The organism is Mesorhizobium sp., from assembly GCF_005063415.1.
In the GTDB taxonomy this organism is placed as follows: domain Bacteria; phylum Pseudomonadota; class Alphaproteobacteria; order Rhizobiales; family Rhizobiaceae; genus Mesorhizobium.
The window spans coordinates 1269-21398 of record NZ_SUEG01000019.1 but is presented as its reverse complement, the minus strand read 5'-3'; the positions used below and the strand labels follow the sequence as shown (position 1 = coordinate 21398).

At 62.4% G+C, this 20130-nt stretch carries 17 protein-coding genes; 7 read left to right on the top strand and 10 right to left on the bottom strand.

Features of this window, described 5'->3' with window-relative positions; translation table 11 throughout:
* The coding region (locus E5W70_RS07890) for an FAD-dependent oxidoreductase (protein WP_292656236.1) at positions 1–103 on the bottom strand (103 nt) is incomplete at its 3' end.
* A gap of 212 nt (positions 104–315) precedes the next feature.
* On the opposite strand from E5W70_RS07890, the gene E5W70_RS07885 reads away from it, so the two are divergent.
* From E5W70_RS07885 to E5W70_RS07875, 3 genes are all read left to right on the top strand, one after another.
* On the top strand, positions 316–786 hold the full coding sequence (locus tag E5W70_RS07885; RefSeq protein ID WP_292656145.1) for an RDD family protein: 471 nt from the start codon (positions 316–318) through the stop codon (positions 784–786).
* Between the two features lie 138 nt (positions 787–924).
* Complete coding sequence (locus tag E5W70_RS07880; protein WP_292656142.1) at positions 925–1689, top strand: arginyltransferase; 765 nt, start codon at positions 925–927, stop codon at positions 1687–1689.
* 123 nt (positions 1690–1812) lie between these two features.
* Complete coding sequence (locus E5W70_RS07875) at positions 1813–2709, top strand: DMT family transporter (RefSeq protein ID WP_292656139.1); 897 nt, start codon at positions 1813–1815, stop codon at positions 2707–2709.
* Here E5W70_RS07875 and E5W70_RS07870 read toward each other — a convergent pair.
* Together E5W70_RS07870 and parC are read right to left on the bottom strand one after the other, a co-directional pair.
* Positions 2697–3917: an AI-2E family transporter gene (locus E5W70_RS07870; RefSeq protein WP_292656137.1), complete on the bottom strand. Its 1221-nt coding sequence runs from the start codon at positions 3915–3917 to the stop codon at positions 2697–2699. The genes E5W70_RS07875 and E5W70_RS07870 overlap by 13 nt on opposite strands.
* A gap of 248 nt (positions 3918–4165) precedes the next feature.
* Positions 4166–6418, bottom strand: a complete 2253-nt coding sequence (parC, locus tag E5W70_RS07865) for a DNA topoisomerase IV subunit A (protein ID WP_292656134.1) — start codon at positions 6416–6418, stop codon at positions 4166–4168.
* Positions 6419–6789: 371 nt separating this feature from the next.
* Here parC and E5W70_RS07860 point away from each other — a divergent pair, with 371 nt between their 5' ends.
* Entirely contained in the window at positions 6790–7983 is a 1194-nt protein-coding gene (locus E5W70_RS07860) for a hypothetical protein (protein ID WP_292656131.1), read from the top strand.
* Between the two features lie 75 nt (positions 7984–8058).
* Here the strand turns inward: E5W70_RS07860 and aspS are convergent, their stop codons facing one another.
* The 4 genes from aspS to E5W70_RS07840 form a co-directional block, all read right to left on the bottom strand.
* Positions 8059–9849: an aspartate--tRNA ligase gene (gene aspS / locus E5W70_RS07855; RefSeq protein WP_292656234.1), complete on the bottom strand. Its 1791-nt coding sequence runs from the start codon at positions 9847–9849 to the stop codon at positions 8059–8061.
* 215 nt (positions 9850–10064) lie between these two features.
* Positions 10065–10889, bottom strand: a complete 825-nt coding sequence (locus E5W70_RS07850; protein WP_292656129.1) for a carbohydrate ABC transporter permease — start codon at positions 10887–10889, stop codon at positions 10065–10067.
* Positions 10890–10891: 2 nt separating this feature from the next.
* The gene (locus tag E5W70_RS07845) at positions 10892–11764 is read right to left on the bottom strand and encodes a sugar ABC transporter permease (RefSeq protein WP_292656231.1); all 873 of its coding nucleotides are present in this window, start codon (positions 11762–11764) and stop codon (positions 10892–10894) included.
* A gap of 68 nt (positions 11765–11832) precedes the next feature.
* On the bottom strand, positions 11833–13101 hold the full coding sequence (locus E5W70_RS07840) for an ABC transporter substrate-binding protein (RefSeq protein ID WP_292656126.1): 1269 nt from the start codon (positions 13099–13101) through the stop codon (positions 11833–11835).
* A 257-nt stretch (positions 13102–13358) separates the two neighbouring features.
* Between E5W70_RS07840 and E5W70_RS07835 the strand changes: the two genes are divergently transcribed.
* Positions 13359–14606, top strand: coding sequence for an MFS transporter (locus E5W70_RS07835; protein ID WP_292656229.1), 1248 nt, complete (start codon positions 13359–13361; stop codon positions 14604–14606).
* A gap of 73 nt (positions 14607–14679) precedes the next feature.
* Positions 14680–15831, top strand: a complete 1152-nt coding sequence (rnd, locus tag E5W70_RS07830; protein WP_292656124.1) for a ribonuclease D — start codon at positions 14680–14682, stop codon at positions 15829–15831.
* 12 nt (positions 15832–15843) lie between these two features.
* Here rnd and E5W70_RS07825 read toward each other — a convergent pair whose 3' ends face one another.
* The 3 genes from E5W70_RS07825 to guaB are packed head-to-tail and all read right to left on the bottom strand — an operon-like array spanning position 15844 to position 18365.
* Positions 15844–16263, bottom strand: a complete 420-nt coding sequence (locus E5W70_RS07825; protein ID WP_292656122.1) for an MAPEG family protein — start codon at positions 16261–16263, stop codon at positions 15844–15846.
* Between the two features lie 28 nt (positions 16264–16291).
* Positions 16292–16831: a hypothetical protein gene (locus E5W70_RS07820; RefSeq protein WP_292656119.1), complete on the bottom strand. Its 540-nt coding sequence runs from the start codon at positions 16829–16831 to the stop codon at positions 16292–16294.
* Positions 16832–16862: 31 nt separating this feature from the next.
* Positions 16863–18365, bottom strand: coding sequence for an IMP dehydrogenase (guaB, locus tag E5W70_RS07815; protein WP_292656117.1), 1503 nt, complete (start codon positions 18363–18365; stop codon positions 16863–16865).
* Positions 18366–18658: 293 nt separating this feature from the next.
* Here guaB and E5W70_RS07810 point away from each other — a divergent pair, with 293 nt between their 5' ends.
* Positions 18659–20080: an MFS transporter gene (locus E5W70_RS07810; protein ID WP_292656114.1), complete on the top strand. Its 1422-nt coding sequence runs from the start codon at positions 18659–18661 to the stop codon at positions 20078–20080.
* The last annotated feature ends 50 nt before the right edge of the window (positions 20081–20130 follow it).

Sequence of the window (20130 nt, the reverse complement as noted above, 5' to 3'; positions counted from 1 at the left end):
GGCCTCTGTCGATCACCAGCACCGATTTGCCGAGCTTGGCCGACTGCACCGCGGCGCGGCGCCCGGATGGGCCGCTGCCGATGACCAGCATGTCGTAGTCCATGTCGCCCCGTCCCCTCGGCTCGGCGCCCTTTGTTGCGCCGCAGCAAGCTAACGCTATCCGCGCCATGAATTCAACAAGTCAGACGGCACCAAACACTCCGTCGCCATCTACACGGCGGCGAAAGGCTCGATCTTGATTCCGCCGCGAACCTTCACCATTTCACCAAGAAGCGGCCCCGTGCATTAACCCGGGTTCGATTACGAGGAAATGACATGAACGCTCGCGTTCTCGACGGCGAAATCATCACCAGCAGGCTCGAAGATGTCCGCGCCTATGAGGGCGTGCGCACGCGGCGCATTCTCGCCTTCGTCATCGATTATTTCATCGTCGCGCTGCTCACCATTCCATTCGCGATCCTGGTGTTCTTGTTCGGGCTGTTGACGCTCGGCCTCGGCTGGATGCTGTTTTCCATTCTCGTGCCGGCCGTCGCCATCCTCTACATCTGGAACACGCTCGGTAGTAAAGACCAGGCCACCACCGGCATGAAGGTGATGGGCATCCGGCTCGACCGGCTCGACGGCAGCCCCATCGACGGGCTGACCGCCGTCGTGCATTCGGTGCTGTTTTGGGCCGGCAATGTCATCCTCTCGCCGCTGGTCCTGCTGGTGAGCCTGTTTTCCGACCGCAAGCGCACGCTGCACGACCTGCTGCTCGGCACCGTCGTCAGCCGCAGCGGCCGCTGAGCAGACTTTTGAAGCGCGGCCGCAGCCTTTGCGCACAAATGTGAAGACGTCCAATCAACCAGGCTTTCACAATCCTGTTGAATTTTTCGGCGTCCGCGCCAAAGGTAGAACGATTCGCAGGAGTGTTTCCAAGGCTCGATGACGCAGCACCCGACCCAGTCGCCACAGTTCTTTCTGACCGCGCCCTCGCCGTGTCCCTATCTCGAGGGCCAGTTCGAGCGCAAGGTGTTCACACACCTGGTCGGCGACAAGGCCCCGGAGATGAACGATCTGTTGACGCAGGGCGGTTTCAGGCGGTCGCAGAACATCGCCTACAGACCGGCTTGCGAGACCTGCCGCGCCTGTGTGTCGGTGCGTATCCTGGCGCAGGAGTTCACCGCCAGCCGCAACATGAAACGGGTCATACAGCATAATTCGGATCTGGTCGGCGCCATGCACGACGCCGAACCCTCCACCGAACAGTATTCGCTGTTCCGCAGCTATCTCGACGCCCGCCATCGCCGTGGCGGCATGTCCGATATGACCGTGCTCGACTACGCCATGATGATCGAGGATACCCATGTCGACACCAAGGTCATCGAATACCGTCGCCGCGGACCCGACAGCTTCATCACCGGCAGGGGCCAGGGCGAACTGATCGCCGTGGCCCTCACCGACAAGATGGCCGATGGCCTGTCGATGGTCTATTCCTACTTCAACCCGGATTTCGAGGATCGCTCGCTCGGCACCTTCATGATCCTCGACCACATCGCCCGCGCCAGGGCGATGGGCCTGCCCCATGTCTACCTGGGTTACTGGGTCAACGGCTCGCGCAAGATGAATTATAAGATGCGCTTCCAGCCGCAGGAGCATCTCGGCCCGAAAGGCTGGGAACGCTACAATCACGAAGCAGTTTCGCGCTGATCTCCGCTTTCGGTATTCACTCTTAAATTGTTTCGAGGAGGATGCTGCTGGGCTTCCAGCCGATCGGCTGGAAGACCGGGCGAGTCAATTTTGCGCCTCCAAGCCTATCGCGAGAATTGCCGCATGTCTTCTCACAACGACCACCAGAGAGGCCTTCTGATCACCGCCATCGGCGGGCTGACGCTGACCGTCGACATTCCGCTGATCCGGCTCGCCGACGGCGAGGCATGGACGATCCTGCTGTTGCGCACCGGCACAACCTTCGTCGCCACGCTCATCATCTGGGCCGTCTGGCGCTCGCTGAGCACAAGGGCACCGCAGCTTATCCCGGGCTGGTCAGGGCTCATCGTTGCCGCCCTCTACGGGCTCGGCTCGATCGCCTTCATCACCGGCGTCTACAACACCTCGACCGCCAATCTCGTTTTCATCCTGGCGTTCACAACCATGTTCGCGGCCCTTTTGTCATGGCTGTTCCTGAAGGAGAGGCCACGACCGCTGACGCTTGCCGCGCTGGCATTGATGATCGTCGGCGTCATGATCATTGTCGGCGATTCCGTTGGAACCGGACATCTCTTCGGCGACTTGATGGCGCTATGCTCGGCTTTCATGATCGCCGCGGCCATCACCATCTCGCGCGCCAGCGGCAAGGATATGGGTTTCACGGCGCTGATCGGAGTGGTCCTGCCGCTGGCCGTTGCCGCCCTGATGGTTTCCAAGGTAGGTTTTCACGTCAACGCACCCTGGTGGATCATCTTCAACGGCGCCGTCATCATGCCGATCTCGTTCTTTTGCCTCGCCAACGGCCCGAAATACATCTCCGGGCCGGAGGTGGCGATGTTCTACCTGCTCGAAACCGTGCTGGCGCCGGTCTGGGTGTGGATGATCTTCGCCGAAACGCCGTCGCGCAACAGCCTGATCGGCGGCGCGATCCTCATCGTCACCTTGATCGGGCATTCGCTCTGTCAGTTGCACGAGGGGCGCAGGCGCCGCGCCATGTTCGCCGTCAGTCACCCGGCCTGATTCGTTTTCGCGGCGGCGCGTTCGGCGACAATTTCGATCTGCGGCGGTGCGTCATCGTGCTCCGCCGGCTCGGCGGCAGCGAGCTCATCGGTCAGTTCCACCTCGCGCAGCCATTCGCGCCAGATTGCGACCAGCAGGGCCATCAGCACCGGGCCGATGAACAGGCCGAGAAAGCCCATCGTCTTGACGCCGCCGATCAGGCCGAAAAAGGTCGGCAGGAAGGGCAGCTTTATCGGCCCGCCGACCAGCTTCGGGCGCAATGTCTTGTCGACGACGAAGAGTTCGACCGCGCCCCAGATGAACAGCGCCAGCCCGGCCATCGGCGAGCCGCTGGCGGCGAGGTAAATCGAGACCAGCGTGAACGACAGCGGCGCGCCGCCGGGGATCAGCGCCATGATGCCGGTCAGCGCGCCGAGCGTCACCGGCGACGGCACGCCGGCCAACCAGTAAGCGACACCCAGCACCAGCCCTTCGCCGATGGCGATAACGGTCATGCCGGTCACCGTCGAGGAGATCGTCGCCGGCACCACGCGTGAGATCCGTTCCCATCTGGCCGGCAGGATGCGTTCGCCGAGGCGATCGACCTGTCCGGCGAAATGCTCGCCGTCGCGATAGGCGAAGAACAGCGCGATCATCATGAACAGCAGCGTCAGCAAAAGGCCGAAGGCGCTGCCGCCGGCGGCAAGCACGCCGCGATAGATGCTGCCGATATTGGCGCCACTGATCAGCTGGATCAGTTCGCCGATACCGCCGGGGTGGCCAACGTTGACCGTCCATTGTTCATTGAGCCATTCGCCCACCACGGGCATGGTGGCGATCCAGTGCGGCGTCGGCGCACCGTAGCGGTTGGTCTCGATCGCCCAGTTGACCCATTCGCGCACCTCATTGATGGCGTAGGTGCCGGCAAGCGCGATCGGCACTACCAGGAAGGTCAGGATGAACAGAATCGCAAGCGTCGCCGCGATCGTGCGGTTGCCGCCGACGCCTGCGAGCAGCTGCCGATAGAGCGGCCAGCTGGCGAAAGCGATCACCAGGGCGGCAAGGACCGGGAACAGGAAGCCGTGGAAGAAATAAACGCCAGCGGCGACGATCAGCACCAGGAGCCAGCGCGCCGCCGACAGCGGCGGAATGACAGCGGCCCTGAGCGGCGTCGACAGGCCAAACAAGCGCTGCTGCCGCTCCGGCTTCTGTATCCTGACTTCCTTCAAGCGCCCAACTCTCCTTGGCCCATCGCGTCGGTTATGCACTGATATAGTGCAGCAATCGTGACGACATTCCAAATGTTTGGGTGGAGCTGCTAATCTCCCCCCTTGAGGGGGAGATGTCGCCGAAGGCGACAGAGGGGGTCGGGACGTCCTGACGCGACCTTACCACGAACAAAGGAGGCTGGCGCTTCATGCGCGGGGACCCCCTCTGGCCTGCCGGCTGTCTCCCCCCTCGAGGGGAGATTACCGCTTCACCCGAACTTGCCAGTCCTCGGGAAACCCTTCGGCACCATGCGGCCGGCCGAGGCGCGGGCGCCGATCCATTCGGCAAGCTCGTCACGTGATTTGGTGAAGGTGCGGTCTGCCGAATCCTGCCAGGACAGGCCGCTTGCGAGCGTGAAGGTCTTGAGGTCGAGGACACCGCCATCCTTGTACTTCTGCAGGCGCACGCCCTTGCCGCGCCCCATCTCGGGGATCTCGGCCAGCGGGAACACCAGCATCTTGCGGTTCTCGCCGACAATGGCGAGATGGTCGCCGGCGACGCTCACGCAGCGCTGGGCCTCGTCGGGCGCCTTGACGTTCATCACCTGCTTGCCCTTGCGGGTGTTGGCGACGACTTCTTCTTCCGGCACGATGAAACCGTTGCCGTCATGCGACACCAGCAGCAGCTTGCGCTTGGGATCATGGACGAAGGCGGTGACGATGTCCTGGTCGTTGTCCATGTCGACGATGATGCGGATCGGCTCACCATGGCCGCGCCCACCCGGCAGCCGGTCGGCGCCGATCGTGTAGAACTTGCCGCCGGTGGTGAAGACCAGCACCTTGTCGGTCGTCTGGGCGTGGAAGGCGAGCTTGAGGCTGTCGCCTTCCTTGAAGGTCAGGGCCGAATGGTCGGTCAGATGACCTTTCATGGCCCTCAGCCAGCCCTTTTCCGAAACGACCACGGTGACCGGCTCGCGCTCGATCATGGCGTGGGCGATGTCGGTCAGGTCATGCTCGGGTGCGTCGGCGAACTCAGTGCGGCGCTTGCCGATCTCGGTGTCGGGCCCGTATTTCTGGCGAACATTGGCGACTTCCCACTTGATCGTCGCCCACTGCTTGGCGTCGGACGCAAGCAGTGCCTCGATCTGCTTCTTCTCGCCGGTCAGGCCATTGAATTCCTCGCGGATTTCGAATTCCTCGAGCTTGCGCAGCGCTCTCAGCCGCATGTTGAGGATGGCTTCGACCTGGGTGTCGGTGAGTGACCAGCGCGCCATCATCACTTGCTTGGGCTCGTCCTCCTCACGGATGATCCTGATCACCTCGTCGATGTTGAGGTAGGCGATCAAATAGCCGGCGAGGATCTCCAGCCGCCTTTCGATCTCGCCGAGACGGTGCTTGGAGCGGCGGATCAGGACGTCGCGGCGGTGCTCCAGCCATTCCTTGAGCACGCCTTTCAGCGACAGCACGTTCGGCACCTTGCCGCGCGACAGCACGTTCATGTTGAGCGGAAAGCGGCTTTCGAGCTCGGTCAGCTTGAACAGCGATTCCATCATGATGCCGGGATCGACCGAGCGGCTCTTCGGCACCAGCACGACGCGGATGTCCTCGGCGCTCTCGTCGCGGATATCCTCGAGCAGCGGCAGCTTGCGCGCCATCAAGAGCTCGGCGATCTTTTCGATCAGCCTGGCCTTCTGGACGCCGTAGGGGATTTCGGTGACGACTATGTTCCAGGTGCCCCTGCCCTGGTCCTCCTGGCTCCATTTCGCCCTGACGCGGAAACCACCGCGACCCGTTTCGTAGGCGTCGAGGATCGAAGCACGACTATCGACGATGATGCCGCCGGTCGGGAAGTCCGGACCTTGCACGAAATCCATCAGTTTCGTCACCGGCGCATCCGGATGCTCGATCAGGTGGAGCGCGGCGTCGCAAAGCTCGGCCGCATTGTGCGGCGGGATCGAGGTCGCCATGCCGACAGCGATGCCGGACGAGCCGTTGGCGAGCAGGTTCGGGAAGGCGCCGGGCAGCACGGCCGGCTCCTCGTCTTCCTCATTGTAGGTCGGGCGGAAATCGACCGCGTCCTCGGTGATGCCTTCCAGCAGCAGCGTCGACACTTCGGTCATGCGCGCTTCGGTGTAGCGCATGGCGGCGGCGTTATCGCCGTCGATATTGCCGAAATTGCCCTGCCCGTCGACCAGCGGGTAACGCATCGAAAAATCCTGCGCCAGCCGCACCAATGCGTCGTAGATCGACTGGTCGCCATGTGGATGGAACTTGCCCATCACCTCGCCGACGATGCGGGCGCATTTAGCAAAGCCCTGGTCAGGGTTAAGCCGCAGCAGGCGCATGGCATGCATGATGCGACGATGCACCGGCTTCAGCCCGTCGCGCACGTCCGGCAGTGCCCGGTGCATGATGGTCGACAGCGCGTAGGCGAGATAGCGCTCTTCCAGCGCCTTCTTCAGATCGACCGGCTCGATATTGTCGCCGCCGCCACTCTCGGGCGGCAAAAGCCTTTTTCCCATGGGCTGGCACTAGCCGAGCGGGTGATTCGCGGCAAGAGGCACACCGGTATGCGTGCTTCTAAAGCGTGTCGCGTTCGACCGGCCTCATGCGACGCTTTAGGTTTGTTTTGATGCATGTCGTTATCGCAAAACCGCTGCACACTTTTGCGCGACATCCGTTATGAAACAGGAATTGGAAGCGTCACGACGCCGGCCAACATCAACCCGTTACATCCTGCTTCTATCGCAAGCCAGATGGATCGGGTTTGCCTTTGGCCGCGATTTTCGATCATTGTGCCGAGGCCCGCCTTTTTCCGGTCCAGTTCGTCACCGAATGGTGACGACGCGACGATTTGAAAAAGAATTTCAGGACACTCTCAGGGGAGCTCTCGATGACGATCAGACACTCGACACTTATTAAAAGACTGGCTTTTTCGACCTTTTTGCTGACGCTGCCGCTGAATGCGGCATTCGCGCAGGATACCGCAGTCGCCGACCGGCTGAAGGCTGCCCTCGCCGCCCAGGGCGTCGACCTCTCCTGGACCGGAGTAACCGGTGACACCTCCAGCATGGTTCTGCAAGGCGTAGCGGTCAAGCCGGCGGCCGAAAAGGAGGCGCTCAAGATCGGCGACGTCAAGCTCGAAGGTGTGACCGAAGCCAATGGCGGCTATCAAATCGCGACCGTATCGACGTCGCCGTTCGAACACAGCGAAGATGGCGTCACGCTCAATCTCAGCCCCTTCGTCATCCACGACATGACGGTTCCGGCCGAAGGCGCAACCGGTCCGTTGGGCTCGCTGATGATGTACAAATCGGCCGAGCTCGACAACATGACAGTCAAAGTGGCTGACAAGACCGCTTTCTCGATGGACGGGCTTGCCATCGCAATCACGCCCCCGGCCGACGGCAAGGCCATGGCGTTTTCCGGCACCACGGAAAAATTCGCTGCCGACCTGACCCTGGTCGAAGATCCGAAGTCCAAGGAAGTCATCAACGCGCTCGGCTACCAGAACATAACAGGCAATCTTGAGATGGAAGGCACCTGGCAGCCTGCCGACGGCAGGATGGACTTGTCGAAATACGAAATATCGGTCGACAATGCCGGCACGCTCGGCATGACCTTCGATCTCGGCGGCTACACGCTGGATATCATCAAATCGATGCAGGAGATGCAGAAGAAGATGGCAGCGCAGCCCGAAGGCGCCGACAATTCGGCGCAAGGCATGGCCATGCTCGGGCTGCTGCAGCAGCTATCGTTCAACAGCGCCTCGATCCGCTTCGACGACGATTCGCTGACCAAAAAGGTGCTCGATTATGCCGGCAAGCAGCAAGGCATGTCCGGCAAGGACATCGCCAACCAGGCCAAGGCGATCGTGCCATTCGGCATGGCGCAGCTCAACAATCCGGAACTGACGGCGCAGGTTTCGGCCGCGGTCAACAAGTTCCTCGACGATCCGCAAAGCATCGAGGTCTCGGCCGAGCCGCCGGCAGCGGTGCCGTTCGCGCTGATCATGGCGGGCGCCATGTCCAACCCGCTCGACCTGCCGAAAACGCTGGGCGTGACGGTTACGGCGAACGAAGACTGATCGAGCTTCCAAGCAAAAGCCCGGCAGCGCTGCCGGGCTTTTTTATGAATCAACAGTACCGGTTCGGAGTGTTTCCTAAACCTCTTTCTTAGTCGCCACGACGCGCAGCGACAATTCGCGAAGCTGCTGCGGGCTGGCTTCCGACGGCGCGTTCATCAACAGGTCGTAGGCCTGCTGGTTCATCGGAAACATGGTCACTTCGCGCAGGTTCCTTGCGCCGACCAGAAGCATGACGACACGGTCGATGCCGGCCGCCATGCCGCCATGCGGCGGGGCGCCATACTGGAAGGCGCGGTAAAGGCCACCGAAGCGCTCCTCGACCGTTGCGCGGTCCAGCCCGACGGTTTCGAATGCCTTGACCATGGTTTCGGGCAGATGGTTGCGGATGCCGCCTGAGGCGATCTCGAAACCATTGCAGACCATGTCGTACTGGAACGCCTTGATGCCGAGCAGATCCTCGCCGTTAAGTGCATCGATGCCACCTTGCGGCATCGAGAACGGATTGTGCGCGAAGTCGATCTTCTTCTCCTCCTCGTTCCATTCGAAGAACGGGAAGTCGACGATCCAGCACAATTCGAAGCGATCACGGTCGACAAGATTGAGCTCTTCGCCGGCGCGGCTGCGCGCCGCACCCGCGAAGGAGACGAATTTCTTCGGGTCGCCGGCGACGAAGAAGGCGGCATCGCCATCGGCAAGGCCGAGTTGTTGGCGGATCGCCTCGGTGCGCTCCTCGCCGATGTTCTTGGCCAGCGGTCCGGCGCCTTCAAGCTTCTCGCCCTCCTTGCGCCAGAAGATGTAGCCGAGGCCGGGCTGGCCCTCGCCTTGCGCCCATGAGTTCATGCGGTCGCAGAAGGCGCGAGACCCGCCGGTCTTGGCCGGAATGGCCCAGACCTCGGCCTTCGGATCGTTGGCAAGGATGTTGGCAAATACCTTGAAGCCGGAATCGCGAAAATGATCGGAGACGGCCTGCATTTCGATCGGATTGCGCAGGTCCGGCTTGTCGGTGCCGTATTTGCGCATGGCGACATCATAGGCGATGCGCGGAAACTTCTGCGTCACCGGCTTGCCGGCGGCAAAGGTCTCGAAAACGCCCCGCATCACCGGCTCCATGGTGGTGAACACGTCCTCCTGCTCGACGAAGCTCATCTCAACGTCGAGCTGGTAGAATTCACCCGGCAGACGGTCGGCGCGGGGATCCTCGTCGCGGAAGCACGGCGCAATCTGGAAGTAGCGGTCGAAGCCGGACACCATGATCAGCTGCTTATACTGCTGCGGGGCCTGCGGCAGCGCGTAGAAAGTGCCGGGGTGGATGCGCGACGGCACCAGGAAGTCGCGCGCCCCTTCCGGCGACGAGGCGGTCAGGATCGGCGTCGAGAATTCGGTGAAGCCGACCTCGCCCATCAGCTTGCGCATCTCGGCGATGATTTTGGTGCGCGCGACGATGTTCTTGTGCAGCGTATCGCGGCGCAGGTCGAGGAAGCGGTATTTGAGGCGGATGTCCTCCGGGTAATCCGGCTCGCCGAAGACCGGCAGCGGCAATTCCCTGGCGGCCGACAGCACCTCGATCTCGCGCGCGAAAATCTCGATCTCGCCGGTCGGCAAATTAGGGTTCACGGTGTCGGCGAGGCGCGCCTTGACCTCGCCGTCGACGCGGACGACCCATTCGCCGCGCAGGGTCTCGGCAATCTTGAAGGCCGGCGAATCCGGATCGGCGACGATCTGCGTCAGGCCGTAATGGTCGCGCAAATCTATGAACAGCAGGCCGCCATGGTCGCGCACGCGATGCACCCAGCCCGACAGGCGAACGGAGGAACCGACGTCGGCCTTCCTCAACTGGGCACAGGTATGGCTGCGGTAACGATGCATTGTCATTCTTAAAGTCCGGATGTTGGGTTGCGGCCGAGGCATGATGGCCCAGCCTGAAAATTTGCGCGAAAAGCACATGAGAGGGTGCATTTGTCAAGGCAAGCAGCGCACGGGTCGATTTCGCGTTTCTTCCCGCCCCTGCCCCTCCAGCATCAATTTATCCCAGAGGCCTCAATCCTAATTCGCTGCTCTGTGCGGCAGTTCAACTATCCACCTTATCCCTTGACCCCGCCCGCCGTGAGGCCGGAGACGATCTTGCGCTGGAAGATCAGGACGAGGATGACGAGCGGCACGGTGACGATCACCGATGCGGCCATGATGTTGCCCCATGGGATCTCGAACTGCGAGTTGCCGGAGAGCAGCGCGATCGCGACCGGCACGGTTCGCTGCTCGTTGCTGGAGGTAAACGTCAGGGCGAACAGGAACTCGTTCCACGCACCGATGAAGGCGAGAAGCCCAGTGGTCGCCAGCGCCGGCCACATCAGCGGCAGGAAGACGCGGCTGATGATGATCCAGGGCGTGGCGCCATCGAGGATCGCCGCTTCCTCCAGCTCGATCGGCAGGTCGCGAACGAAGGCGGTGAGCACCCAGATGGTGAACGGCAAGGTGAAGATCATGTAGGACAAGATCAGCGCGAACGGCGAATTGTAGAGGCCGAAGGTGCGGATCAACTCGAAAAGACCGGCAAGCACCGCCAATTGCGGGAACATCGAGACGGACAGGATAGTGAGGAGCAGAGCCGAGCGGCCGCGGAAGCGGATGCGCGCCAGCGCATAGGCGGCGGTAACGCCCAGGAACAGCGAAATGACGACAACGGCGCTCGAGATGAACAGCGAATTCACGAGGTTGCGCACGAAGGTCCCCTCGGTGAATACGGTCCTGTAGTTGCTGAAGGTAATCGTCGTCGGCCAATAGTCGATCTGGAAGAGTGCCGTCCCCGATTTCACGCTGGTGATGATGGCGTAGTAGAACGGGAACACCGCGACGACGACGATGACGGCGACGAGGAGGTAGAAAGCCGTGCGCTTGACGATCCACATGGTCAGTAGTCCTTGTCCAGTCTTATCCGGCCGAGCCAGAGAACGAGCATGGTCAGCAGAGCTAGGATGAGGAAGAGCAGCGTCGAGGCGGCGGAACCGTAGGCGAACTTGTCGAACTCAAACAGGCTCTCGCGGGCAAACACCGACATCGACTTGGTGTGTATGTTGTTTGGCGTAAGCACGTAGATCAGATCGAAGATGCGCAGGGCATCGAGACCGCGAAAGATCATGGCCACCATCAACGCCGGTCGGATGAGCGGCAAGGTGATCTTCCAGAAAACTCTCCACGCGCCGACGCCGTCGAGCTTGGCGACCTCGTAGATTTCTTGTGGAAGCATCTGGAGGCCGGCGAGAATGAGAAGCGCCATGAAAGGGGTCGCTTTCCAGATGTCGACAACGAGGACGGCGACCATCGCCGTGTCGGCGCTGGCCGTCCAGGCGATTTTTGTGCTGATCAGGCCGAGCTTGAGCAGGACGTCGTTGATGATGCCGAACTGGTCGTTGAGCATCCACTGCCACATTTTCGCCGAGACGATCGTCGGGATCGCCCAAGGGATGAGGATGGCGGCGCGCACGATGCCACGGCCGCGAAACTTGGTGTTGAGCACCAACGCGACGATCATGCCGAGCACCGTCTCGCAGGTCACCGAAATCACCGCGAAGCGCACCGTGTTCCAGACAGCGCGCCACCAGACCGGATCGGCGAGCAGCCCGTCATAGATGACGCGGCCGCTCGGCATTTGCAGGATGGAGAAATAGTTGGCGAAGCCAACCCAGCGGCGGGCCTCCAGATCGGCGAGCGAGGCATCGGTGAAGCCGAAATAGATCGTGCGCGTCAACGGCCAGCCGGCAACGCCGGCGAGTACGATGAGCATCGGGGCAAGCAGCAGCCATGCCGAGCGCGCACGCTGACGCGCCAGCAGCGAGCCTGAGCGCGGCGAGGTCACCAGGCGGTGCCTTTGAGCCTGGTCAAGGAGAATTCCAGATCGGCAAGGTTGTCGGCAGCCGTGCCCTCGCCGGAAATGGTGTTGTGGACGGCGGTCCAGAACTCGCTCGATGCTTCATTATACCTGGTCTTGGCCTGGGCCGAGGGACGCGGCACCGCGTTGAGGACGACTTCCTTCCAGCGCGGGATAACCGGCTGGGCGCTGGCGATGTCGGCATCGTCATAGAGCGCCTGAATGGTCGGCAGATATGCCCCCTTCAAGGCGCGGTACTTCTGCATCTGAGGCGAGGCGATCCATTTAACCAGCTCGACCGCTGCATCCGGGTTCTTCGAATATTTGGAAACCGCGAGATTCCAGCCGCCAAGCGTTGCTGCTGGGCGCGCGCCCTCACCCGACCCCGGCGGCAGCGTGGTCACCTCGAACTTGCCTTTGATGGGGGAGCTTTCGCTGTTGCCAAGCGCGTAGGCGTAGGGCCAGTTGCGCATGAAGACGGCGTTGCCGGTCTGCCAGACTCCGCGCGACTCTTCTTCCTGGTAGGCTAGAACGCCGGGCGGCGAGATGGTTCCCACCCAGCTCCTCGCCATTTCCAGCGCTGCAGCTGCTTGCAGATTGTTGATGGAGATCGTGCCGTCCGGCTCGATAATCTGGCCGCCGCCGTTCGACTTCACCCATTCGAGTGCATCGCAGGTCAGCCCCTCATAGGCGTTGCCCTGGAAAACGAAGCCCCACATGTCCTTGTTGCCGGCGTCGCGCTCCTTGTCCATGACAAGCTTGGCTGTGTCGGCAAGCTCGGCCCAGCTGGCCGGGACCCTGGCGCCGTATTTGTCGAGGAGGTCCTTGCGGTAGTAGAGCGCCGGAGCGTCGGTGAAGATCGGCAAGGCGACCAGCTTGCCGTCCACGGTCTGCGATTTGATGATCGATGGAAAATGGGCGCCAACGACATCCTTGGTCGCTTCGGTCAGGTCGATGAACTGCCTTGCAAGCTGGGGGGCCCAGATGATGTCCGTTTGATAGACGTCGACGTCGCTGCTTCCAGCGGCGAGCCAAAGCCGGTATTGGCCAAACTGGTCCGTCGCCGAGGGAGGCAGCGGAACGACGCTAACCTTGTTGCCGGTCTTCTTCTCGTACTGATCGAGGATCTCGCGAAGGATTCTCTGGCCGTTGCCGGTATCGCCGGACACCATGGCGAGGTCGACAGCCCGCGCCGGCCCGGCCGCCAGAACTGCGGCCACGGCAAATGCCGCAAATGCGGGATGAAATTTCATGATGGCGGACCTCCCTTTGGAGCTTCAGGCCGGGTAGCAGAAACAACGTCGACGCCTGACACCGTCTCCGCACACCGGCAGCTCACAAGACGCGTATTCGCCCACCAGCACTGAACTACAAAGATACGCCTTGGTTCCCAACACGGAGGGTCCGGCGCCACGCGGTAGCCCCCGGCTGGCCCCAACGCCACAGGGAATTGCCGCTGGCATTGGCGAAGGCGATGGTTCAAGAAGGGATCAACGACAGGCTTTCCTTCATGTCCTCCATCCGCCCTCTGATCCCGCTCCTGATCGCCGCAGGCATCCTGCTCGGCGGCAACGGCCTGCAGAGCACCTTGATTGCGTTGCGTGGTGCGCAGGAAGGTTTTCCCGCTTCCTCGATCGGCCTGATGGGCACGTTCTATTTCGCCGGCTTCCTGCTCGGCTGCCTTGCCGTGACCCGCATCATGAAGTCCGTTGGCCATGTGCGCGCCTTTTCGGCACTTGCGGCGATCGCCTCGGCGGGGACGCTGCTTCTGGTGCTGGTCATCGATCCGGTGATGTGGTGCGCCGTGCGCTTTGCCGGCGGGTTCTGCTTTGCCGGCCTGTTCACAATCATGGAAGCCTGGCTGAATTCCGGCGTCACCAACACCGACCGGGCGCGGGTGCTTGCCATCTACCGCATGGTCGACATCGGCTCGGTGACGGGCGCCCAGTTCCTGATCCCGATCTTCGGCGCCGGCGGCTTTGCTATCTTCGCCATCATGTCGATGATGATCACCGTTTCGCTGGTGCCGGTTTCGCTCGGCGACCGCTCCAATCCGACGCCGCCGGAAGACGTCAAGCTCGATTTGGCGCGCGTCTGGCGGATCTCGCCGCTCGGCTGCTTCGGCTGTATCGCCGTCGGCGTCACAAACAGCGCCTTCCGCACCCTGTCGCCGGTCTATGCCGAGCAGATCGGCATGTCGGTCGCCGACGTCGTCACCTTCGTCAGCGTCGGCATTTTCGGCGGCGCCATCATCCAATACCCGCTCGGCTATCTCTCCGACCGCTGGGACCGGCGCTCGGTGCTGCTGATGACGACGTGCTGTGCGATGGTGGCGGCACTGGCGCTGGCGTTCGTGGCAGGCGGCAGTCCGTTCCTCAACTTCCTGCTCGTCTTCATCTTCGGCTGCTTCGCCATGCCGCTCTATTCGCTGTCGGCGGCGCATTCCAACGACCGCGCCGACAAGGGCGAGTTCGTGCTGATCAATGCAGCCTTGATGCTGTTTTATTCCTTCGGCGCCATCGGCGGGCCGTTCGCCGCCTCGACGGTGATGCAATTTTTCGGGCCGAGCGCGCTGTTCGTGTTCAGCGCCACCGTCTATGCGATCTTCGTGGCCGTCATCCTTTACCGGATGCAGGCGCGCTCCGCCGTGCCGGCAAGCCATCGCAGCCGTTTTACGGCGCTGTTGCGCACGTCTACAGTTTTTGCCCGGTTGGCGAAGCGGAATGCTGATCCCGATGAACCCGCAAAGCCCCGATAGAAGTGCTTACGCTTGACGAAAGCGCGCGCGGCTGAAATTGAAAGAGACCCTATCCCTTGCCAAAAGCGATTTGATGCACGTCATCACCACCCAGAAAGAACTCGAGACCGCTATTGCCGCTTTCGAAAAGGCGGAGTTCGTCACCGTCGATACCGAATTCATTCGCGAAACGACCTTCTGGCCGATCCTGTGCCTGATCCAGATGGCAGCGCCCGGGGTAACGGCACTGATTGATCCGCTGTCGCCCGACATCGACCTGAAACCGTTCTTCAGGCTGATGGCCAACGAGGCGATCGTCAAAGTCTTCCATGCGGCGCGGCAGGACATCGAAATCATTGTGCATCTCGGCGATCTGGTGCCGCATCCGGTGTTCGACACCCAGGTCGCGGCGATGGTCTGCGGCTTCGGCGACAGCGTCTCCTACGACCAACTGGTGCAGCGCATCACCGGCGCGAGGCTCGACAAGTCCTCGCGCTTCACCGACTGGCGCCACCGTCCGCTGTCCGAAAAGCAGCTCGACTACGCGCTCGCCGACGTCACCCACCTGATCGAGGTCTACAAGCATCTCAGCGCCGAGCTGGTGCGGGAAAACCGCGCCCACTGGCTGAACGAGGAGATGGACGTGCTGACCTCGCGCGAGACCTACGATCCGCATCCCGAGGATGCCTGGAAGCGGCTCAAGATGCGGCTGCGCAAGCCGCAGGAACTGGCGATCGTTCAGGCGGTGGCCGCCTGGCGCGAACGCGAAGCGCGCGAGCGCGACGTGCCGCGCGGCCGTGTGCTCAAAGACGATGCGATCTACGAAGTGGCGCAGCAGGCGCCGCGCGACTCGGCGGCGCTGAGCAAGCTGCGCACCACGCCGAAGGGCTGGGAACGCTCTTCGACGGCGACGGCATTGCTTGGCGCAGTCAACGCTGCCCTTGCCCTGCCCAGGGAAGAGATGCCGAAGCTGCCGAAGAGCTTCCAGCCGCCGGAGGGGTCGAGCGCCGCTGCGGAGTTGCTGAAGGTGCTGCTGCGGATCGTTGCCGAAAAGGAGGGCGTCGCATCGAAGGTACTCGCCTCCAGTGACGACATCGACCGCATCGCTGCCGAGGGCGAGGAAGCCGACGTGCCTGCATTGCAAGGTTGGCGGCGTGCCGTCTTCGGCGAGGCCGCGCTCAAGCTGGTGCGCGGTGAACTCGCCATCAGGTTCGACAAGCGCAAGATTGCGGTGTTCGATTTGTAGCCTTGGGCTTGCTCAGACCAAGCCGAGCAGATGCAGCGCCAGCCATATCCAGCCAAGTGCGAGAACTACCGCGCCCAGGTAGAATGCCCTGCTGCGCAGAATTAGCCGATTGCTGGTCAAGTGGACCGATGCGTGAAGATAGCGGGAGACGACAAATATCCACATCAGTGCCAAGGTCAGATAATTGACGCCATTGGTCACGTGCAGCGTCAAGCATAAGACGTAGAAAAGCACCGGCAGTTCGAACTGGTTGCTCAGATTGTTGGCGACGGTGATGCTGGAACCAGGCTCCGTCGAGCGCGTCTTGAACTGGCCGGTCTTGGCTTCGCCCGATCTGACCGCACCATAGCGGCGCCGGCCCATTACGACATAGACGACATAGACCAGCAGCACCTGCGCCAGCATCGGCCAGAAGATCGCGGTCTGGTTCAAGTCGCCCCCTGTCGTTGTCACCCAGCCTTCAAGGCCGTTTCTGAGCCATCAGAGTGAAAGCCGCAATGACGGTCACCGGCACAGCCAGAAGCGCGAATTTGGTGACGATCAGCGCCGAGGCGAAGGACAGCGAATCCGGATTGGCCGACAGGAAATCGGACAAAAGACGAGCCACGGCGATGTTCTGGGCATAGTCGGCAAGCGTGTAGGGCAGCACCAGCACGGCTGCGAATATCGACTGGGTTTGCGCAGGCAATGCACGGAAGTTTTTCAGCCGACGGCCCGAGGCCAGGATCAGGCTGACCATCGTCAGCGACAGCAGCGCCGGAAACAGCAGGTCGAAGGTCAGGTAATGCCAGACGAGAATGATCTCGCTGCCACGCCGGCCGAGCGCCGTCAGCCAGGCCATGCCCTCATCCGGGGTGAAACCGGCATAGCGCATGTCGAGCGACGGCAGGCCGCCGCTCAATTGGCGAAAATAGAGGAACTCCATCGCCGTCATGATGACGAAAACCGCCGCGGTGGCGACACACAGTGCGGCCGCGTGGCGCGACAGCCGCAGGATCATTGCCGCCAGATTGCGCCAAGACGCATGACGGTCAGGCTCCGCCAGGATAATTCGGGCTTTCGCGGGTAATCGTGACGTCATGGGCGTGGCTTTCACGAAGTCCGGCATTGGATATCCGCACAAAAGTGGCGCGCTCGCGGAAATCGGCAAGGTCGCGGCCACCGACATAACCCATAGCGGCTTTCAGGCCGCCCGCAAGCTGGTGCAGCACGCCAGACACAGGTCCTTTGTACGGCACCTGCCCTTCGATGCCTTCCGGGACCAGTTTCAGCGTGTCGCGCACCTCGGCCTGGAAGTAACGATCGGCGGAGCCGCGCGCCATCGCGCCGACCGAGCCCATGCCGCGATAGGCTTTGAAGGAGCGGCCCTGATGCAGATAGACCTCGCCCGGGCTCTCGTCGGTGCCGGCCAGCAGCGAACCGATCATCGCCGCGCTGGCGCCGGCGGCCAGCGCCTTGGCGAGATCGCCCGAATATTTGATGCCGCCATCGGCAATAACCGAGACGCCCGATTTATGCGCCGTCTCGACCGCCGACATGATCGCCGAGAGCTGCGGCACGCCGACGCCGGCGACGATGCGGGTGGTGCAGATGGAACCCGGTCCGATGCCGACCTTGACTGCGTCGGCGCCGGCATCGATCAGCGCCAAGGTGCCTTCCGCGGTGGCGACGTTGCCGGCCAGGATGCGAATCGAGTTGGAGAGTTTCTTGGCCCGCGTCACCGCATCCAGGACGCGCTGCGAATGACCATGCGCGGTGTCGATCACCAGAAGGTCGACGCCGGCGTCGATGAGGCGCTCGGCCCGTTCGAAACCGTCATCTCCGACGCTGGTGGCGGCGGCGGCGCGCAAGCGTCCCTGCGCATCCTTGGTGGCGTGCGGGTTGAGCTGCGACTTCTCGATGTCCTTGACCGTGATCAGCCCGACGCAATTGCCGTCCCGGTCGACCACAACAAGCTTCTCGATGCGGTGCTGGTGGAGCAGTCGCTTGGCCTCGTCCTGATCGACGTTCTCCTTGACCGTGATCAGGTTCTCGCGGGTCATCAGCTCATAGACCTTCTGCGCCGGGTCGGAGGCGAAGCGGACGTCGCGATTGGTCAGGATGCCGACCAGCCGGCCCACCGTGTGGCCGCCGCTGCCGCCGTTCTCGACCACCGGAATGCCCGAGATGCTGTAGGTGCGCATCAGACCCAGCGCATCTGCAAGCGTCGCCTCGGGACCGATGGTGACGGGGTTGACCACCATGCCGGATTCGAATTTCTTCACCTGCCGCACCTGCTCGGCCTGTTCGGCCGGCGAGAAATTGCGATGGATGACGCCGATGCCGCCGGCCTGGGCCATGGCGATGGCAAGCCTTGCCTCGGTGACCGTGTCCATGGCGGCCGACAGGATCGGCACATTGAGGTCGATGTCGCCGGCGATTCGGGTGCGGATGTCGGTTTCGCCAGGCATGACCTCGGAATGACCCGGCTGCAGCAGCACGTCGTCAAAGGTCAGCGCCAATGCGCCGGTGGACGTCTCGATGATTTTTGCCATGGCCAGCCCTCGGAATGCAGGAAAGGCGCTCGCCCTGATGGACAGCGCCGACTCGTCTTCTTCCCTTTCAGGATTGGCGCTGGCTCGTAACACGTCCCGTCGCCGTTGAAAAGCCGATGGTTGTGTAGTCGCAAAGCTGCATTTGCCGCAGGTGCTGCAAGACTTGCGGTCGCACAAACGTGACAGCAAATTAATGCGACAACCGCGCCAAGCCATGATAACCGCCCTATGTTCCGGTTTGGCCCCAAGGCCGGCAAGCAATCGCGACGCACATTTTCAAGGCCGGATCCATCGTGAACCGCACCATTCCGCTTATCCTGGCGGTCGCTCTATTCATGGAAAACATGGATTCGACCGTCATTGCGACATCGTTGCCGGCGATCGCCATCGACATCCACACCAACCCGATTGCGCTCAAGCTCGCGCTGACCGCCTATCTGGTATCGCTGGCGATCTTCATTCCGATCAGCGGCTGGATGGCCGACCGCTTCGGCGCCAAGAATGTCTTCCGTGCCGCGATCGCCGTGTTCATCGTCGGTTCGGTCGCGTGCGCCATTTCCAATTCGCTGCCGGCTTTCGTGGTCTCACGCTTCCTGCAAGGCATTGGCGGAGCCATGATGACGCCGGTCGGACGCCTGGTGCTGGTACGCGCGACACCGAAAAGCGAACTCGTCGCCGCTATGTCGTGGCTAACCGTCCCGGCTCTGGTCGGCCCGCTGGTCGGCCCGCCGGTCGGCGGCTTCATCACGACCTATTTCTCCTGGCACTGGATTTTTCTGATCAATGTGCCGATCGGGCTGATCGGCATCTGGCTGGCCACGCGTTTCCTGCCGAAGACCGATCCTGCCGAGACGCCGCCGCTCGATTTCACCGGCTTCGTGCTGAGCGGGCTGGCGGCATCCGGAATTGTGTTCGGCCTGTCGGTGGTCAGCCTGCCGGCTCTGCCGCCCGCTGCCGGCTTTTTCACCGTAGCCGTCGGGCTGGCGTCGGCGGTGCTTTACCTGCTGCACGCGCGCCGCGCCAAGAATCCGCTGCTGGCGCTCGAGCTGTTTCGCAATCGGGTGTTCCGCTCGTCGGTGCTCGGCGGCGGACTGTTCCGTATTGGCATCGGTGCCGTACCATTCCTGTTGCCGCTGATGTTCCAGATCGGTTTCGGGCTGACGCCGTTCCAGTCCGGCATGATCACCTTCGTCTCGGCAATCGGCGCCATAGGCATGAAATTCGTCACCTCGCTGATATTCAGGGTCGCCGGCTTCCGACGGGTGCTGATTTCAGGCTCGCTCATCGCTGCCGCGTCCATCGCCATCAACGGCCTGTTCACACCCGGCACGCCCTACGGGCTGATCCTCGCCATGCTGCTCGCCGGGGGCTTCATCCGCTCGATGTTCTTCACCGGCATCAATGCGCTTGCCTACGCCGAGATTTCGGCCGCCGACACCAGCAAGGCGACGCCGATCACGGCAGTGTTCCAGCAGTTGGCGATCGCACTCGGTGTGGCGCTGGCCGGCGGCATCCTGGAAGTGTCGACCAAGATCCATGGCGGCCCACTGACGCTGAGCGACTTCCACACCGCCTTCTTCATCGTGGCGGCGGTGTCGGCGGCGGCCTCGCTGTCGTTCATGCGGCTGGCGCCGGACGCCGGCAATGCCGTATCGGGACATGGCAGGTTGACGCCGCCGAAGACGCTGGAGCCGGTGAGCCCGCCAGGGAGTTGAGGGCTCCTTGCCTTCTCCCCTTGTGGGAGAAGGTGGATCGGCGCGAAGCG

Excerpts from the sequence above, each read along its gene's own strand:
- E5W70_RS07885 (WP_292656145.1), top strand. The coding sequence starts at position 316 with ATGAACGCTCGCGTTCTCGACGGCGAAATCATCACCAGCAGGCTCGAA.
- E5W70_RS07880 (WP_292656142.1), top strand. The coding sequence starts at position 925 with ATGACGCAGCACCCGACCCAGTCGCCACAGTTCTTTCTGACCGCGCCC.
- E5W70_RS07875 (WP_292656139.1), top strand. The coding sequence starts at position 1,813 with ATGTCTTCTCACAACGACCACCAGAGAGGCCTTCTGATCACCGCCATC.
- parC (WP_292656134.1), bottom strand. The coding sequence starts at position 6,418 with ATGGGAAAAAGGCTTTTGCCGCCCGAGAGTGGCGGCGGCGACAATATC.
- E5W70_RS07860 (WP_292656131.1), top strand. The coding sequence starts at position 6,790 with ATGACGATCAGACACTCGACACTTATTAAAAGACTGGCTTTTTCGACC.
- aspS (WP_292656234.1), bottom strand. The coding sequence starts at position 9,849 with ATGCATCGTTACCGCAGCCATACCTGTGCCCAGTTGAGGAAGGCCGAC.
- E5W70_RS07850 (WP_292656129.1), bottom strand. The coding sequence starts at position 10,889 with ATGTGGATCGTCAAGCGCACGGCTTTCTACCTCCTCGTCGCCGTCATC.
- E5W70_RS07845 (WP_292656231.1), bottom strand. The coding sequence starts at position 11,764 with ATGCTCATCGTACTCGCCGGCGTTGCCGGCTGGCCGTTGACGCGCACG.
- E5W70_RS07840 (WP_292656126.1), bottom strand. The coding sequence starts at position 13,101 with ATGAAATTTCATCCCGCATTTGCGGCATTTGCCGTGGCCGCAGTTCTG.
- E5W70_RS07835 (WP_292656229.1), top strand. The coding sequence starts at position 13,359 with ATGTCCTCCATCCGCCCTCTGATCCCGCTCCTGATCGCCGCAGGCATC.
- rnd (WP_292656124.1), top strand. The coding sequence starts at position 14,680 with ATGCACGTCATCACCACCCAGAAAGAACTCGAGACCGCTATTGCCGCT.
- E5W70_RS07820 (WP_292656119.1), bottom strand. The coding sequence starts at position 16,831 with ATGATCCTGCGGCTGTCGCGCCACGCGGCCGCACTGTGTGTCGCCACC.
- guaB (WP_292656117.1), bottom strand. The coding sequence starts at position 18,365 with ATGGCAAAAATCATCGAGACGTCCACCGGCGCATTGGCGCTGACCTTT.